The 15,751-nt window shown below is 60.8% G+C and carries 13 protein-coding genes and 1 riboswitch; of the genes, 2 read left to right on the top strand and 11 right to left on the bottom strand.

Annotated elements, in window-relative coordinates; all coding sequences use genetic code 11:
• Positions 1-134: 134 nt before the first annotated feature.
• From ACA041_RS02330 to ACA041_RS02290, 9 genes are all read right to left on the bottom strand, one after another.
• Positions 135-848: a PqiC family protein gene (locus ACA041_RS02330; protein ID WP_497439709.1), complete on the bottom strand. Its 714-nt coding sequence runs from the start codon at positions 846-848 to the stop codon at positions 135-137.
• Between the two features lie 176 nt (positions 849-1,024).
• Positions 1,025-3,292: a DNA topoisomerase IV subunit A gene (parC, locus tag ACA041_RS02325; RefSeq protein WP_497439708.1), complete on the bottom strand. Its 2,268-nt coding sequence runs from the start codon at positions 3,290-3,292 to the stop codon at positions 1,025-1,027.
• Positions 3,293-3,299: 7 nt separating this feature from the next.
• Complete coding sequence (locus ACA041_RS02320) at positions 3,300-3,824, bottom strand: retropepsin-like aspartic protease family protein (protein WP_497439707.1); 525 nt, start codon at positions 3,822-3,824, stop codon at positions 3,300-3,302.
• Complete coding sequence (locus tag ACA041_RS02315) at positions 3,821-4,810, bottom strand: esterase-like activity of phytase family protein (protein WP_497439706.1); 990 nt, start codon at positions 4,808-4,810, stop codon at positions 3,821-3,823. The genes ACA041_RS02320 and ACA041_RS02315 overlap by 4 nt, the downstream gene beginning before the upstream one ends.
• Entirely contained in the window at positions 4,810-6,714 is a 1,905-nt protein-coding gene (parE, locus tag ACA041_RS02310; RefSeq protein WP_497439705.1) for a DNA topoisomerase IV subunit B, read from the bottom strand. The genes ACA041_RS02315 and parE overlap by 1 nt, the downstream gene beginning before the upstream one ends.
• Before the next feature lie 42 nt (positions 6,715-6,756).
• Positions 6,757-7,365, bottom strand: a complete 609-nt coding sequence (locus ACA041_RS02305; RefSeq protein WP_497439704.1) for a YqiA/YcfP family alpha/beta fold hydrolase — start codon at positions 7,363-7,365, stop codon at positions 6,757-6,759.
• A 215-nt stretch (positions 7,366-7,580) separates the two neighbouring features.
• The gene (cpdA, locus tag ACA041_RS02300) at positions 7,581-8,396 is read right to left on the bottom strand and encodes a 3',5'-cyclic-AMP phosphodiesterase (protein WP_497439703.1); all 816 of its coding nucleotides are present in this window, start codon (positions 8,394-8,396) and stop codon (positions 7,581-7,583) included.
• Positions 8,397-8,501: 105 nt separating this feature from the next.
• Positions 8,502-8,954, bottom strand: a complete 453-nt coding sequence (locus ACA041_RS02295) for a DUF1249 domain-containing protein (RefSeq protein WP_017336229.1) — start codon at positions 8,952-8,954, stop codon at positions 8,502-8,504.
• On the bottom strand, positions 8,945-9,562 hold the full coding sequence (locus ACA041_RS02290; RefSeq protein WP_497439702.1) for an NUDIX domain-containing protein: 618 nt from the start codon (positions 9,560-9,562) through the stop codon (positions 8,945-8,947). The genes ACA041_RS02295 and ACA041_RS02290 overlap by 10 nt, the downstream gene beginning before the upstream one ends.
• Before the next feature lie 206 nt (positions 9,563-9,768).
• On the opposite strand from ACA041_RS02290, the gene ACA041_RS02285 reads away from it, so the two are divergent.
• Positions 9,769-10,515 (top strand): RsiV family protein, encoded by a 747-nt coding sequence (locus ACA041_RS02285; protein ID WP_497439701.1) that lies wholly within the window; start codon positions 9,769-9,771, stop codon positions 10,513-10,515.
• Here the strand turns inward: ACA041_RS02285 and cytX are convergent.
• Positions 10,484-11,776 carry a putative hydroxymethylpyrimidine transporter CytX gene (cytX, locus tag ACA041_RS02280; protein ID WP_497439700.1) on the bottom strand — a complete coding sequence of 431 codons (1,293 nt, stop codon included), beginning with the start codon at positions 11,774-11,776 and terminating at the stop codon, positions 10,484-10,486. The genes ACA041_RS02285 and cytX overlap by 32 nt on opposite strands.
• Before the next feature lie 151 nt (positions 11,777-11,927).
• A complete protein-coding gene (gene thiC, locus ACA041_RS02275) occupies positions 11,928-13,817 on the bottom strand; it encodes a phosphomethylpyrimidine synthase ThiC (protein WP_497439699.1) in 1,890 nt (629 codons plus the stop codon).
• Positions 13,818-13,980: 163 nt separating this feature from the next.
• A riboswitch (TPP riboswitch) is annotated at positions 13,981-14,086 on the bottom strand.
• Between the two features lie 190 nt (positions 14,087-14,276).
• Between thiC and ACA041_RS02270 the strand changes: the two genes are divergently transcribed.
• Positions 14,277-15,710, top strand: coding sequence for a TolC family outer membrane protein (locus tag ACA041_RS02270; RefSeq protein ID WP_497439698.1), 1,434 nt, complete (start codon positions 14,277-14,279; stop codon positions 15,708-15,710).
• Positions 15,711-15,751: the final 41 nt, after the last annotated feature.

Here is a 15,751-nt window from a genome sequence, read left to right as displayed (position 1 = left end):
ATTTGTGGGTAGCCGAGATCTCCTGTGGGAGCGAGCCTGCTCGCGAAGGGGCCAGGACAGGCGCCAGAAAACTCCAGACTGCAGAAACAACAAAGCCCGCATCACGGCGGGCCTTGCTTTGAATCATTCCAGGCTTAGAACCTGAACACTTCCATATCCGTGCGGATCGGCGCAGCCATCGGGATCTTCGGCTGCTTGTCCTTCTCGGCCGTCGGTGCCGCAGGCTTGGCAGCGGGTTTGCGCGGCGCTTCAGCGATCGGCGGCTGGTTGGCCAACGGCTTGAGCGCGACCGACAACTGCTCGGCCAGACGCTGCAGCAACACACCCTGAGCCTGAACCTGCGCCGCGGTACCGCCGGCATGCTGTTCCTGCAGATGAATGATGCGGTTATCGCGCACCTGACCACGACGGTCGATCAAACGCCATTGCGCATCCAGGATAGCCGGCTGCGACTCGCCCGAATCCAGGCGGGTGATGGTCAGCAGAACCTGAACATCCGGCGTGAAACCCACTGTCGCCGGTGCCAGTACCACGCGCTGGCTATCCAGGTGACCGGCTACCTGACGCAACAACAGCTGGTCGATGTCCGAAGACAGGCTACCCGCCCAACGACCATCTTGCGAAGCTTGCAGGCTGCCATCCGGCTGACGCTGCAGCAAGGTTTCGCGTTGCAGATAATCGGCAACGGTCACAGGGCCAAGCAATACCGCCATGCCCGCGCTTTGCGCAGGCTGAGCCGGACTTCCGCTGTCCAGCTGATACAGCGACACCGGTTGGTGAACGGTGCAACCCGCCAGGCCAAAAACCCCGGCGAGCATCAAAATAAAAGGAAGGCGCAGAGCAGTCATCGTCCCATCCAGGTGGCTGCCACAAGGCTAACCACAGTGAAAATACTCAAAAAATATGAAGAACGCTCAGCCACGCCGGCGCTTGAAAGGCCATATCATCCGTGAATATGCGTTCCGACTCCAGCGCCAATGCGTCGATCTACGGGTTAAATCGTAGATCGAGCGCTCTGGGACGCTTAATTGAGGTTTTCGACGAGCAGCGCATCTACCCTCTGAAAGCCACGTGGCAACTTGTTACCACGACGTCCACGCTCACCCTTGTAATGTTCAAGGTCATCCGCTTTCAGTGACAAGGTACGTTTTCCGGCCTGGAGCACCAAGGTTGCACCTTCCGGTAGTACCGCGATGTCCGTGACATATTCTTCGCGACTGGCCACGCGCTCACCGGAGATGCCGATGATCTTGTTGCCTTTGCCCTTACCTAATTGTGGCAGATCGCTGATCTTGAAGATCAGCAGGCGACCTTCGGTGGTCACCGAAGCCAGCCAGTTATGTTCGCGATCGGCCACCGGACGCGGCAGAATCACCTTGGCGTTGTTCGGCAGGCTCAACAGCGCCTTGCCCGCCTTGTTCTTGGCTTGCAGGTCTTCACCCTTGACCACGAAACCGTATCCGGCGTCGGACGCGATGACGTACAGCGAATCATCTTCGGGCATCAGCACGCATTCGAAGCTCGCCCCTGGCGGCGGCGTCAGACGGCCGGTCAGCGGCTCGCCCTGGCCTCGGGCCGATGGCAAGGTGTGCGCGGCCACCGAATAACTGCGGCCAGTGGAGTCGATAAATACCGCAAACTGGTTGGAACGCCCGGGCGCCAAAGCCTTGAAACCATCCCCAGCCTTGTAGGAAAGCCCGGTGGCATCGATTTCGTGGCCTTTGGCAGAACGCACCCAGCCTTTTTCCGACAGCACTACGGTCACTTTCTCGTTCGGCAACAGATCGTGCTCGGTCAGCGCCTTGGCCTCGGCGCGCTCGACGATTGGCGAGCGACGATCGTCGCCGTAGGTCTCGGCGTCCTTGATCAGCTCGGTGCGCACCAGCTTTTTCAGCTTGGCTTCGCTGCCCAGCAGGGCTTGCAACTTGGCCTGTTCCTTGAGCAGTTCATCCTGCTCGGCACGCAGTTTCATTTCTTCCAGTCGCGCCAACTGACGCAAACGGGTATCGAGGATGTAGTCGGCCTGGATTTCACTCAGGGCGAAGCGCTCGATCAGTGCAGCTTTCGGATGCTCCTCGGTACGGATGATGTGAATCACTTCATCCAGGTTGAGGTAGGCAATCAGCAAGCCGTCCAACAGGTGCAGGCGGCGCTCGACCTTGTCGAGGCGGAACTGCAGACGACGACGTACGGTGTTGACGCGGAACGCCAGCCACTCGACCAGCAACGCCCGCAGATTTTTCAGCTGTGGCTTGCCGTCCAGGCCGATGATGTTGATGTTGACCCGGTAGCTCGACTCCAGCTCGGTGCTGGCGAACAGGTGTTGCATCAGCGCATCGTGGTCGAAGTTTTTGCGGGCGCCCGGGATGATCACGATCCGGCACGGGTTCTCGTGGTCGGATTCGTCGCGCAGATCGGCGATCTGCGGGGCCTTGGACGGCTTGGCCTGCATCATGGCCGCGATTTGCTCCAGCACCTTGGCACCCGAGACCTGATGCGGCAGCGCGGTGACGATGATGTCGCCGTCTTCGATGTGATACACGGCGCGCATGCGCACCGAACCCTTGCCGGTTTCGTACATCTTCAGCAGATCGGCGCGCGGCGTGATGATTTCCGCTTCGGTCGGGTAATCCGGGCCCTGAATGTGCTCGCAGAGCTGTTCGACCGTGGCTTTGGGCTCATCGAGCAAGCGCACGCAGGCGGTCGCGACTTCGCGCAGGTTGTGCGGCGGGACGTCGGTGGCCATGCCCACGGCGATGCCGGTGGTGCCATTGAGCAGGATATTGGGCAAACGCGCCGGCAACACCAGGGGCTCATCGAGGGTGCCGTCGAAGTTCGGGCCCCAATCCGCCGTGCCTTGGCCCAGTTCGCTGAGCAGCACTTCGGAGTAACGCGACAGCCGAGCTTCGGTGTAACGCATGGCGGCGAAGGACTTGGGATCATCCGGCGCACCCCAGTTACCCTGGCCGTCGACCAGTGTGTAGCGGTAGCTGAACGGCTGAGCCATCAGGACCATGGCTTCGTAGCAAGCCGAGTCCCCGTGCGGGTGGAACTTGCCGAGCACGTCACCGACGGTACGTGCCGACTTCTTGTGCTTGGAGTCGGCGTCCAGCCCCAACTCGCTCATCGCGTAGATGATGCGCCGCTGTACCGGTTTCAGGCCGTCGCCGATATGCGGCAACGCGCGGTCCATGATCACGTACATGGAGTAGTTGAGGTAGGCATTTTCGGTGAAGTCAGCCAGCGATCGGCGTTCTATGCCGTCTAAGCTGTCTGCAAGGATGTCGCTCATGCGGGCCTCATCGGTTCGTTGTCTGGCGCAGCAGCATGGTGCCACCGCGCTGGGTAAATTCAAGTTTGTTCAGCGCGCTCATTCCGAGCAGCACTTGGTTGCCGTCCAGGCCTGGCACGACGAGGGCGCGCACATCATGCAGCACAATGTCGCCCAGTTGCAGGCGCTCGATTCGGGTCCGGTAGCCCTCGGCACGACCGCTGGCCGTGCTCAAGGTCACCGGGAAGCCCTTCTCCAGCTTCAGCCGTTCGGCCATGCCGCCAGGGATTGCCACATCGGTTGCCCCGGTATCGAGCATGAAATCCACCGGTTGACCGTTGATCTGGCCGCTGGCGACAAAATGTCCCTGATTATTGCTGGCAAGCTTTACTTCGATAAAACCTTCGCCCTGCTCCGTGCTGACAACGGCGTTTGGATTTTGCTGGCGCTGCTCCCACTGCCCGAAAAACCGCGTGGCCAGAAACAGCGCGGCGCACCACGCCAGTACCATCAACACTCGGCCGATGCGCTTGCCCGGCGGTTGCTGGCTCATGACTTGGCACTCCAGCCACCTTCAGGTGCGGCAAAGCGCATGATGATCGGGCGTACCTCGCCGTCGGCGCGGATACCGTTGTTGTTGTCGATACCGATCCAGGCACCGTCGGCGTCCACGATCAACGCTTCTTCCAGGGCATAGGCCTGTGGATAACGCCGGTTTTCCTGTAACGCTTCTGCGGCATACGACCAGCAGCGCTCGACCTTGGCCGTCTGTGCATCACGGCGGCAGATCTCGAAGACATTGCGTTCAAGGGTAAACAGCTTGCCGTCGAACAATGACAGATCGGCAAAGTCCCGGGGCATCGCCCGTGCGCCGGGGAATTGTGGGGGCTGCATTTCCTGTCCGGCCTCGCTCAGCAGCACACAGCCGCCATCGCAGTCCCAGACGGTCTGCTGGCGCTTGATCAACAGCAGCCCGCGGCTTTCACGCTCGGCGGCCAGCCACAATTTGTCACCTTCGGTGCTGATCGCCAGGCCTTCGAACAGGGCGTTGAAGTGCAGCAACAGGCCGCTGGCCCGTGCCTCTCGAACCAGGATCGGAGAGATCTTCAGCCAGGCTGCGGGGCCCGTTGGCGGCACTTGCAGCACCGCCGCATGAGACTCGCTGACAATGTAGCGATTGCCGGCGTTGTCGCAGGTGATGCCTTCGAAATCCAGATCTCCGCCACGGGCAAACGAGGCCGCCCAGGTCCGCGAACGCAGCCCCCAGGGCAATCCGCTATCAGGCACCTCGGGGGCGTCGATGTGTACGGCTTCGGCTTGCCAGACTGGGTCTCGGGTATCGAGTCGGTAAATCTGATCGTCATCCCGGTCGGATACGGTCCACAAATCCTTGCCGCACTGGGCCAGCCCGGACAGGTTGCCGCCGCGCATGCCATCGACGGCATGTGCGGACAACAGGCGCAACTCGGGCGCCGACTGCGCAGCAACCGTCATCGAGGTCAGCAGCAACGCACACGCCAAGGCAAAGCCTCGGCGCATCAGCCCAGAACCTCCGCCAGGTTGCCTTTGGACTCCAGCCAGGACTTGCGATCACCGGCGCGTTTCTTCGCCAGCAACATGTCCATCATTTCCGAGGTCGCCTCGAAATCGTCCAGCGTCAGCTGCACCAGGCGCCGGGTGTTCGGGTCCATGGTGGTTTCGCGCAACTGAGGCGGGTTCATTTCACCCAGACCCTTGAATCGGGTGACCTGAGGCTTGCCGCGTTTCTTCTCGGCCACCAGGCGATCGAGAATGCCATCGCGCTCGGCCTCGTCCAGGGCGTAGTAGATCTCTTTGCCCAGGTCGATTCGGTACAGCGGCGGCATCGCGACATAGACGTGACCGGCATCCACCAACGGGCGGAAATGCTGGACGAACAACGCGCACAGCAAAGTGGCGATGTGCAAACCGTCGGAGTCGGCGTCGGCGAGGATGCAGATTTTGCCGTAACGCAGCTGGGCGATATCCGCCGAGCCTGGATCGACACCGATGGCCACTGCGATGTTGTGCACTTCCTGGCTGGCCAGCACTTCGCTGCCGTCGACTTCCCAGGTATTCAGAATCTTGCCGCGCAACGGCAGGATCGCCTGGAACTCTTTATCCCGCGCCTGCTTGGCCGACCCACCGGCGGAATCACCTTCCACCAGAAACAGTTCGGAACGCATCGGGTCCTGCCCGGCGCAGTCGGCGAGCTTGCCCGGCAATGCCGGACCTTGAGTGATTCGCTTGCGCTCGACTTTCTTGCTGGCCTTCAGACGACGGCCGGCGTTGTTGATCGCCAGTTCAGCCAGGAGCATGCCGGTTTCGGGGTGGGCGTTGAGCCACAGGCTGAAGGCGTCCTTGACCACACCGGAAACGAACGCCGCCGCTTCACGGGACGACAGGCGCTCTTTGGTCTGGCCGGAGAATTGCGGTTCCTGCATCTTCATCGACAGGACGAAGGCAATGCGCTCCCAGACGTCTTCCGGGGCCAGCTTCACACCGCGCGGCAACAGGCTGCGGAACTCGCAGAATTCGCGCATGGCATCAAGCAAGCCCTGGCGCAGACCATTGACGTGGGTCCCGCCCTGGGCCGTCGGGATCAGGTTGACGTAGCTCTCCTGAACGCTGTCACCGCCTTCCGGCAACCACAGCAGTGCCCAGTCGACCGCTTCTTTATTACCGGCCAGGCTGCCGCAAAACGGCTCGTCAGGAAGGCGCTCGAATTCGCTGACCGCGTCCACCAGGTAGGAGCGCAGACCGTCTTCGTAATGCCATTCGACTTTCTCGCCGGTGGCCTTGTCTTCAAAACTGACCAGCAGCCCCGGGCACAGGACGGCCTTGGCCTTGAGCACGTGCTTGAGGCGGCTGATGGAGAATTTCGGCGAATCGAAATACTTCGGGTCCGGTGAGAAGAACACGCTGGTGCCGGTGTTGCGCTTGCCGACGGTGCCGACCACTTCCAGCTCGGTTTTCTTGTAGCCGTCGCCGAACGTCATCTGGTATTCGTTGCCGTCACGCTTGACGCGCACCCGGACTTCGGTCGACAAGGCGTTGACCACGGAAATACCCACCCCGTGCAAACCGCCGGAGAACTGGTAGTTCTTGTTGGAAAACTTGCCGCCCGCGTGGAGCTTGGTAAGGATCAGCTCGACACCCGACACGCCTTCTTCGGCGTGGATATCCACCGGCATGCCACGGCCGTCATCGCTGACTTCCAGGGAGTGATCGGCGTGCAGGATGACCTGCACCGAGGTCGCGTGCCCGGCCAAGGCTTCGTCGACGCTGTTGTCGATGACTTCCTGGGCGAGGTGGTTCGGCCGACTGGTGTCGGTGTACATGCCGGGGCGTTTGCGCACCGGGTCGAGGCCCGAGAGGACTTCGATGGCGTCTGCGTTATAAGAGCTAGCGCTGGGAGTGGCCATGGGGTCTCGTCGTCAGTGTCCGTTGAAAATAGAGGCAAGGAGTCACAGTGTTGTGAAATCGATTGCCTGATACAAATCTGCGCCAATGCCGGCAAAACTCAGCAGGGCCGGCAGTTGCCCGGCAAAACCCTGGAAACCATGGTCGCCGCCGGCCTGGATGCGCAAGGCACAGGCGCGGTAATACTGCTGGGCGAGGCGATAATCCAGCGTTTCGTCGCCGGTCTGCAACCACACTTGATACCGCTGCGGGTCCTGGGGCGCCGGCACTTCCAGCTCGGCCAGGGCCGTCACATGGTCGTGGGTCAATTCCCAGGCTTCATCGGTGTACAGGTTTTTCTGCGACCCCAGGTACCCGTCGAACATCCGGTGCGGGCTGACGGCCGGATTGATCAACAGGGCCTTGAGGCCATGGCGTTCGGCCAAGTGAGTCGCATAGTAGCCGCCGAGTGAGCTGCCGACCAGCAATGGCCGTCCAAGCTCGGCAATCGCCTGCTCCAGCTGACCGATGGCCTCGCGGGGATGGTGATGCAGGTACGGGACGCGCAGTTGATCGCCCAGGCCCAGTCGGTCCATCACCTGGATCAACCGAGTGGCCTTGTTCGACGCCGGCGCGCTGTTGAAGCCGTGGATGTAAAGGATCGAACCGGACATTTGAGCTCCCTGTGCGTCGGGTAAAGAGGCGGAGTTTACAGCGTGTCGGGGGGATCGGGGATATCCGCAATAACTGGGTCGTCTGTGCGGACGCTTTCGCGAGCAGGCTCGCTCCCACAGGGAATCTGCTGCGAATCCGTAATATGTGGACACCAGCAATCAATGTGGGAGCGAGCCTGCTCGCGAAGGCAGCAACTCGGTCTTGCGGAATGACCCTAGTAGCCGTCGGAGCCGTAATCGACCTGAAAGTCGAACCCGGTGACACGCTCCACTCCGGTTTCCAGCTGGCCATCCGGCAACAATCTCAACCACCGATACCCCGGCGCCTGATCCCCCACCTTGAAATCCTCACTCCCCGGTTCGAACTGAATGCAGGTCGACGGCGAGGCAATCAGCCGCACGCCATTTCGCTCCCGGTCGATCTCTTGATGCACATGCCCCCACAACACGGCACGCACCTGCGGGAATCGATCCAGTACCGAAAACAGCGCCTCCGGATTACGCAACCCTATCGGCTCCATCCATGCACAGCCGATCGACACCGGATGATGGTGGAAGCACACCAGATGATGCCGATCAGGTGCCTCACTCAGCGAACGCGCCAGCAACTGCAACTGATCGTCCTGCAAATACCCCGGTACCGAACCCGGCACTGCCGAATCGAGCAAGGTGACCCGCCAGTTGCCGATGTCCACCACCGGCTCCAGCAACGCACTCTGCACCGCAGCCTCAGCCATGATCCGCGGCTCGTCATGATTGCCGGGAATCCAGCGCGCCGGCGCATCGAGTTGCCGGGTCAAGTCGCGAAACGACTGATAAGACTCCAGCGTTCCGTCCTGGGAAAGATCGCCACTGGCAATGATCAAATCGATCTGCAGCTGTTGCTGGCGCACCAACTCGATGACTTTTTGCAGGCTGTCACGGGTATTCATGCCCAGCAGCGTGCCATTCGCCTCGGCAAACAGATGACTGTCGGAGAGTTGCACCAGCAATGCCGAATCGGCGGGGGTCAATGTGGATACGCTTGGCAAGGCGTTCTCCCAAGGCTGAATCACGGGATTGGATGAGTGCCGCAATTATGCTGGGGGACGATCAAAAGAGGAAATCCGTGAACCTGACGCAGTTCACAATCAGCGTCAACGCACAACTTCGTACTCATGCCCCAACGCCAGGCAATGGCTCAACCACTCGCCCAGGAACATGTTCAGCTGGGCCTTTTCGTCAGGCTGGTGCATCGCGGCGTTCGGGTAAGGATAGATGCCGCGGAAGCGTCGTGCATGTTCGGCGCTGACCACCTCGGCCATGCAGGCATCGTGATAGACCTGAACTTCCAGTTGTGGCACCGGCAGCCACGGCAGGCTGTGTTCCTGGCGCACTTGCAGGGTCGTGGTGTACGGACAGACCTGCAGTACTTCGAGGGCCAGTACGCCGAGCATCTGTTCGCCATGGGTCACGGCAATGCGCCGTGCCGCCGGTTCGTTGCGCATGTCAGGCAGCAGTCGCATGAGGCGCGCGTAGTTTGCCTCGCAGGACGCTTGCAGCCCTACGAGGTCCACCCGATAGCGATCGCGCAGCTTGTTTACGACCATAACCCCCTCACTTCAGCGCGGTTCAAAGCTAACCATTGCAAGGCAATGATGCTGGCCGCGTTGGCAATCCGCCCGTCGCGTACGGCCTGCAGGGCATCTTCGAACGCCCAGACCGTGACGCGGATATCTTCTGCTTCTTCCTCCAGCCCATGCAGGCCGCCGACCCCGGTTGTCTCGCAACGCCCCAGGTACAAATGCACGAATTCATTGCTACCGCCCGGCGATGGAAAATATTTGGTCATCGGCCAGAGTGCCCCGAATACAAGCCCAGCTTCCTCCTGCGCCTCGCGGTGAGCAACTGCTTCCGGTTCTTCGTCCTTATCGATCAGACCAGCGACCAGTTCGACCAGCCACGGATTGTCGATCTTGCCCATGGCGCCGACGCGAAACTGCTCGATCAACACCACTTCGTCGCGCTGCGGATCGTAAGGCAGCACGCATACCGCATCGTGGCGAACAAACACTTCACGGCTGATCTCGCGGCTCATGCCGCCAGCGAACAATTCATGACGCAAGTGCACGCGATCGAGCTTGTAAAAGCCCTCGAAGCACTTTTCGCGCCGAACGATCTCAACGGCGGTCGGAATGGCGTTGGCAAAATCAGTCATGACAATCCTCGTTTCAACACCGAGGCTCCAGCCTCGACTTCGCGCCATCCTAACGCGCCCGCGACCTTTGATGCAGCCCCTTTCCAGTCAGCGGGATAGACGGTGAAGGCGAAACCAACTCTAATTAGCTTAGTGGCGAACTGATTACCCCGCTGACAGTCGAAGCGGGTAACTTTTCGCCTTTCCCTGTTTTATGAAGGACGCCCATGTCGCTTTTTAAAATCGCCTCCGTGGCTGCAATCGCCCTGACCCTGGGCGCCTGCCAGAGTCTGTTCCAGCCCAACTACCGGGCGCCGCTGGAAACCACCCGCGATGCCTCCGAGCAGCTGAAACCGGGCTGCAGCAACCAGGACTGCCCGTTGGTGAACATCGACACTTTGCGCTTCCCTGCCGAACCTGCACTGGATGGCATCATCGAAAAACGCCTGCTGCAAATGACCCGCACCTCGCCCGACGCGCCGGTGGCGCCGACGCTGGCGGCCTATCGCGAGCAATTTTTGAGCAGTGCCGGCCCGCGTCACAGCAGTTATCTGCAAGCCAAGGTACGTGAGCAGCATGACGGCTTGGTGATCGTCGAATTTTCCAGCTACCTGGACACCGGCGGCGCCCATGGCACACCGGGTCGCAGCTTCATCAACTATTCGCGCCAGCAACACAAGGTGCTGACCCTTTCTGACATGCTGGTTCCGGGTCAGGAAGAAGCGTTCTGGAAAGCGGCGCAGGTGGCGCACAACAGCTGGCTGATCAGCACCAAGCTCGATCAGGAACCGGAGTTCGTCAAGAGCTGGCCCTTCGTCAAAACCCAGAACGTTGCGCTGACCTACGGCGGGGTGATCCTCAAGTACGAAGTGAGCACCATCGCGCCTTACGCGCTGGGCCACGTCGAACTGAAGATTCCCTACCCGCGCCTGAACGGCATTATCAAGCCCGAGCTGTTTCCCGGCCGTAACTGAAGGCCCGGCCCAGCACCAGCTGCAGCAGCCCTGCCAGTACCAGCGCCGGCAGGGTTGCGCCGACATCCGGATACAAGTTGGCCAGCAAGTGATAAGTGCTCACCCCGCCCAACCAGGCGAGCAGCGCCGGCCAGCGCAATGCGGCTGACGCCACTTGAGCAGAACGTTTGCGCAAAATGAAGTGATCCACCAGTACCACGCCGAACAGCGGCGCAAACACCGAACCGATCAACAGCAGGAAGTTCTGGTACTGGGCCAATGGTGCCAGCAAGGCGATCAGCGTGCAGATCACCCCGATGGCCAGCGCCAGATGCTCGACTTTCAAGCGCAACAGAATCCCGCTGGACACGGCTGCCGAGTGAATGTCGGCGAAAGCGTTTTCAGACTCGTCCAGCAGAATCAGCAGCAGCGGAATTCCCAGGCCCGCACCGGCCAATGCCAGCAGCAAGGCATTCACTTCACCGCTCGGCGCGAACGCCAGGGTGTAGGCCACGCCCAGGCTCATCAGCCAAAAGTTACCGATGAAGAAACCGATCGCTGTACCGCCGAAAACGTTTTTAGCACGCTTGCCGAAACGCGAATAGTCGGCGATCAGTGGCAGCCAGGACAGCGGCATGGCGATCGCAATGTCGAAGCCCACGGCGAACGGCATCGAACCATCCCCGGCCTGCGCCCACAACGCGGCCAGATCAGCTTTGGCGAACAAATTCCAGGTCAGCCAGATGCACGCCGCCAGCAGCAGCCAGATGCCCCACTTGCGCAGGATCTGCCGTACGAATGTCAGCGGCCCGCTGACAGCCAGCAAGGTCGCCAGGCCACCAAAGAACAGGGTCCAGAGCAGCGGATTCGACAGCAGACTGCCTTCGCTGAACGCACGCGTACCCAACAGACTGGCGGCGTCGCGCATGACGATGATTTCGAACGAGCCCCAACCGATCAGTTGTAGCAGGTTCAGCACGGCCGGCAGGCTCGCGCCATGTTTGCCAAGGCTGAGCTTGAGCGCAGCCATCGACGACAGGCCGGTATCGCTGCCGATCACGCCGACGGCGGCCAGCAGCAAAACGCCGACCAGGGTACCTAGGAAGATCGCCAGCAACGAGCCGGACAGGCCCAGGCCTGGCGCGAGCAGGGCGCCGGTCTGCAACACCATCAGACCAATGCCGAGGGAGAACCACAGGGAAAACAGATCGCGGCCGCCGAAGACACGTTTGTCGCTCGGCACCGCGATGTCGGGGGAGTAGGTGCTGGGTTGAATGCTCAAGGGTGTTATCTCAGAGGGACATTTGTTGTTGTGTAGATCGCTATCGCCAGCAGGCTGGCTCCCACAGGGGACTTGTGAACAACACAAATCCAGTGTGGGAGCCAGCCTGCTGGCGATGGGGCCTGTGCAGGCCCCACCCTTTCAGGTCAGATCAAACCTTCTTGTACAGCTGACTGCCTTCCTGCTTGAACCGCTCGGCCTGTTCCGCCAATCCCTGGGCGACTTCGGCATCGACGGTTTCGATCCGCTGGTTGGCCGCGTATTCACGGACTTCCTGGGTGATTTTCATCGAGCAGAATTTCGGCCCGCACATGGAGCAAAAGTGCGCGACCTTGGCCGAATCCTTCGGCAGGGTTTCATCGTGGTACGAACGCGCGGTGTCCGGATCAAGGCCCAGGTTGAACTGATCTTCCCAGCGGAATTCGAAACGCGCCTTGCTCAAGGCATTGTCGCGAATCTGCGCACCCGGATGTCCCTTCGCCAGATCGGCGGCATGGGCGGCGATCTTGTAGGTGATGATCCCGGTCTTCACGTCATCCTTGTTCGGCAGGCCCAAGTGTTCCTTCGGCGTCACGTAGCAGAGCATGGCGCAGCCAAACCAGCCGATCATTGCCGCACCGATGCCGGAGGTGATGTGGTCGTAGCCCGGAGCGATGTCAGTGGTCAGCGGGCCGAGGGTGTAGAACGGCGCCTCGTCACAGCATTCCAGCTGCTTGTCCATGTTCTCTTTGATCAACTGCATCGGTACGTGGCCCGGACCCTCGATCATGCACTGCACGTCGTGTTTCCAGGCGATCTTGGTCAGTTCGCCGAGGGTTTCCAGCTCACCGAATTGTGCAGCGTCGTTGGCGTCGGCAATCGAGCCCGGACGCAGGCCATCGCCCAGCGAGAAGCTGACGTCGTAGGCCTTCATGATTTCGCAAATGTCTTCGAAATGAGTGTAGAGGAAGTTCTCTTTGTGGTGCGCCAGGCACCACTTGGCCATGATCGAACCGCCACGGGACACGATGCCGGTCACACGCTTGGCCGTCAGCGGCACGTAGCGCAACAGCACGCCGGCGTGGATGGTGAAGTAGTCGACGCCCTGCTCGGCCTGCTCGATCAGCGTGTCGCGGAACAACTCCCAGGTCAGGTCTTCGGCTGCGCCGCCGACTTTTTCCAGGGCCTGATAGATCGGCACGGTACCGATCGGCACCGGCGAGTTGCGGATGATCCATTCGCGGGTTTCGTGAATGTGTTTGCCGGTGGACAGGTCCATGACCGTGTCCGAACCCCAGCGAATACCCCAGGTCAGTTTCGCCACTTCTTCTTCGATGGACGAACCCAGGGCACTGTTGCCGATGTTGCCGTTGATCTTCACCAGGAAGTTACGGCCGATGATCATCGGTTCCAGTTCGGTGTGGTTGATGTTGGCCGGAATGATCGCGCGACCGCGGGCAATCTCTTCACGGACAAATTCGGGGGTGATGATCTTCGGCACGCTGGCGCCGAAGCTGTGGCCAGCGTGTTGCTGGTCCAGCAAGCCTGCGGCGCGGGCCACTTCCAGCTTCATGTTTTCGCGGATGGCGACGTATTCCATCTCGGCGGTGATGATGCCTTTGCGCGCGTAGTGCATCTGGCTGACGTTGGCCCCGGCCTTGGCGCGGCGCGGGTTGTTCACGTGGGCGAATCGCAGCTTGGTCAGTTCGGCATCGGCCAGGCGTTCCTGGCCGAAGTTCGAGCTCAGCCCCGGCAGGCGTTCGGTGTCGCCACGGGATTCGATCCACGGCGAACGTACATCAGCCAGACCTTTACGCACGTCGATGATGACGTTGGGGTCGGTGTACGGGCCCGAGGTGTCGTACACGACGACCGGCGCATTGATCTCGCCGCCGAAGTCGGTCGGTGTCACATCGAGGCTGATTTCGCGCATCGGCACGAGGATGTCCGGGCGCGAACCCTGGACATAAATTTTTTGCGAGCGGGTAAACGGCTGAACCGATTGCTGATCGACTTGGGCCGAGTCACTCAGGTTCGTTATGTTTTTTGGTTTTATCGTCATCACGGGCTCTCCGAACACATCCAGGCAGTGGATTTTTGTCGGAGCGAACCTGTAAACGAATGGACGCACGGGCGCTGGGGAAACCAGCCGTGCTGTGCTCGGTACTCGAGGGGTGTTCGATTGTCGAACAACATCCCGGACGAAGCACAAGAGGACTCGCCGGGTGACGAGAAATCTTGTTCCCTACGCAGGCGCTAACCTGATCAGGTTCAACGGGATCCGAAATTATTCGATCTCAGCCTCATAGCAAGGCACCCCGACAAGAACCCGGCCAGTCTAGACACAACTGGCAAAGAACGCCAACACCGCGGCAAGCACCAAGATGAATGGCGCTATTACAGGATTGTTGCCGCGCGTGTGCACAACTACACTCGCCAAGCCATGCCGCGCCTTGACGCTGTAGGGGCCGCGCCGTAGCCTTGGCGCTCAAATTATCAGTGTAATTTTAGGGATGGCCTCATGCTGCGCAAACTCTCACTGGCCCTTGCCGTGTCTTGTGCGTCCAATGGAATGGCCTGGGCAGCTGAAGCGCCCTTATCGACCTACACCGACCTGGTCAGCGTCTATCAGGAAGCGGTGGATAACAACGCCGACCTGGCCGCCGCCCGCGCCCAGTACGGCGCGCAAAAAGAAGTCGTGCCCCAGGCCCGCGCCGGTCTTTTGCCGAACCTCTACGGCGGTGCCCAGGTGGCCAACGTGCGCACCGATATCGATCAACCGTCAGCCGTTGCCAACCGCAGCGCCAACTCCTATCAGGCAACCCTGGCCCAGCCACTGTTCCGTGCCGATCGCTGGTTCCAGTATCAGGCCGCCAAGGACGTCAACGAACAGGCTGCGCTGCAGCTCTCGGCGACCGAGCAGAACCTGATTCTGCAAACGGCAGAAAGTTACTTCAACGTGTTGCGCAGCCAGGACAACCTGGCCTCGACCAAGGCCGAAGAAGCCGCCTTCAAGCGCCAGCTCGATCAGTCCAACGAACGCTTCGACGTAGGCCTGTCGGACAAGACCGATGTGCTGCAATCCCAGGCCAGCTACGACACGGCGCGGGCCAACCGAATCGTTGCGCAGCGCCAGGTGGATGATGCGTTCGAAGCCTTGATCACCCTGACCAACCGCCAGTACAACTCGATCCAGGGCATCGTCCATACCTTGCCGATCCTGCCGCCGGCACCGAACGACGCCAAGGCGTGGGTCGACACCGCCGCCAGGCAGAACCTGAATCTGCTGGCCAGCAACTACGCGGTCAGCGCCGCCGAAGAAACCCTCAAGCAGCGCAAGGCCGGTCACGCACCGACCGTGGATGCCGTGGCGAAGTACGAGAAGGGCGACAACGACGCCCTGGGTTTCAGCAACCCGAACGCCTTCGGCCAAGCGTACGGCGGTAACGTCGAGCAACGCACGCTTGCCCTGCAATTGAATATCCCGATCTACAGCGGCGGCCTGACCAGTTCACAGGTTCGCGAGTCTTACTCGCGCCTGAACCAGACCGAACAACAGCGCGAAGGCCTGCGTCGGCAAGTGGTGGAAAACACCCGCAACCTGCACCGCGCGGTGAACACCGACGTGGAGCAGGTGCAGGCGCGCAAGCAATCGATCATCTCTAACCAGAGCGCCGTGGAAGCGACCGAAATCGGTTATCAGGTGGGTACGCGCAACATCGTCGATGTGCTGGACGCCCAGCGTCAGCTGTACACCTCGGTGCGCAACTACAACAACACCCGCTATGACTACATCCTCGACAACCTGCGCCTGAAACAGGCCGCCGGCACCTTGAACCCGGGGGATTTGCAGGATCTGAAGCGCTATCTCAAGCCCGACTACAACCCGGACAAGGACTTCCTGCCACCGGATCTGGCCAAGGCTGCGGCGGATCAGCTCAAAGCACGGCCTTGAAAATCAAAAGACCGCATCTGCCCCCCTGTAGGAGCTGGCTT

The organism is Pseudomonas sp. LBUM1676, from assembly GCF_059695605.1.
This window is presented reverse-complemented; position numbering and strand designations above follow the sequence as displayed.